Genomic DNA, 2062 nt, shown 5'->3' with positions numbered 1-2062 from the left:
TGAGCTGAGTCGCGTCCAGGTCAATGACTCCGGCGAGTGGACTTACACCGCCACCGCTCTGACTGAAGGCGTCCACAGTTTTACCACCGTGGTCGAAGACCAAGCCGGCAACCAAAGCCTATCCAGTGCCGCCATCGGGTTTACCGTCGATACGGTTTTACCAGACGCTGCAACTGGCACTCTGAGCGATGACGTCACTCCGGTTACCGGCTCTATCATCAACGACAGTACCACCAACGACACCACCCCGATCTTCAGTGGCACCGCTGAAGCCGGAAGCACAGTGATCATTTATGACGGCAGCACCGAGCTGGCCCGTGAAACCGTCGATGCCGCCGGCGAGTGGACCTACACCGCCACCGCCCTGACTGAAGGCGTCCACATTTTCAGTACTGTGGTCGAGGACCAAGCCGGTAACCAAAGCCCTCCCAGTACCGCGATCAATTTCACCGTCGATACGGTTTCACCAGACGCTGCAACCGGCACCCTGAGTGATGACGTCACTCCGGTTACCGGCTCTATCATCAACGGCAGTACCACCAATGACACCACCCCGATCTTCAGTGGCACCGCTGAAGCCAGAAGCACAGTGATTATCTACGACGATACTACTGAGCTGAGTCGCGTCCTGGTCAATGACTCCGGCGAGTGGACTTACACCGCCACCGCTCTGACTGAAGGCGTCCACAGTTTTACCACCGTGGTCGAAGACCAAGCCGGCAACCAAAGCCTATCCAGTGCCGCCATCGGGTTTACCGTCGATACGGTTTTACCAGACGCTGCAACTGGCACTCTGAGTGATGACGTCACCCCGGTTACCGGCTCTATCATCAACAGCAGTACCACCAACGACACGACCCCGATCTTCAGCGGTACCGCTGAAGCCAGAAGCACAGTGATTATCTACGACGATACTACTGAGCTGAGTCGAGTCCTGGTCAATGACTCCGGCGAGTGGACCTACACTGCCACTGCCCTGACTGAAGGCGCCCACAGTTTTACCACCGTGGTCGAAGATTTCGCCGGCAACCAAAGCCTGGCCAGTTCCGCGATCAATTTCACCGTCGATACGGTTTTACCAGACGCTGCAACTGGCACTCTGAGCGATGACGTCACTCCGGTTACCGGCTCTATCACCAACGACAGTACCACCAACGACACCACCCCGATCTTCAGCGGCACCGCTGAAGCCGGAAGCACTGTGATCATTTATGACGGCAGCACCGAGCTGGCCCGTGAAACCGTCGATACCACCGGCATCTGGACTTACACCGCCACTGCCCTGACTGAAGGCGTCCACAGTTTTACCACCGTGGTCGAAGACCAAGCCGGCAACCAAAGCCCTCCCAGTACCGCGATCAATTTCACCGTCGATACGATTTCACCAGACGCTGCAACTGGCACCCTGAGTGATGACGTCACTCCGGTTACCGGCTCTATCATCAACAGCAGTACCACCAACGACACGACCCCGATCTTCAGTGGCACCGCTGAAGTCGGAAGCACAGTGATCATTTATGACGGCAGCACCGAGCTGGCCCGTGAAACCGTCGATGCCGCCGGCATCTGGACCTACACCGCCACTGCCCTGGCTGAAGGCGGCCACATTTTCAGTACTGTGGTCGAAGATTTCGCCGGTAACCAAAGCCTGGCCAGTTCCGCGATCAATTTCACCGTCGACACCAACGCCCCAGACGCTGCCATCACTACCCTGAGCGACGACGTCACCCCGGTTACCGGCTCTATCACCAACGACAGTACCACCAACGACACCACCCCGATCTTCAGCGGCACCGCTGAAGCCGGAAGCACAGTGATTATCTACGACGATACTACTGAGCTGAGTCGCGTCCAGGCCAATGACTCCGGCGAGTGGACTTACACCGCCACTGCCCTGGCTGAAGGCGGCCACATTTTCAGTACTGTGGTCGAAGACCAAGCCGGTAACCAAAGCCCGGCCAGCACCGCGATCAATTTCACCGTCGACACCAACCTACCAGACGCTGCCATCGGCACCCTGAGCGACGACGACGCCCCGATTACCGGCTCTATCATCGACGGC

1 protein-coding gene is annotated in these 2062 nt (G+C 57.9%); it reads left to right on the top strand.

The features are described from left to right. A partial coding sequence (locus ACZRMH_RS25730) for an Ig-like domain-containing protein (protein WP_464015805.1) occupies positions 1–2062 on the top strand: 2062 nt, incomplete at both ends.

It is taken from the genome of Pseudomonas sp. B414 (assembly GCF_055408445.1).
This window is presented reverse-complemented; position numbering and strand designations above follow the sequence as displayed.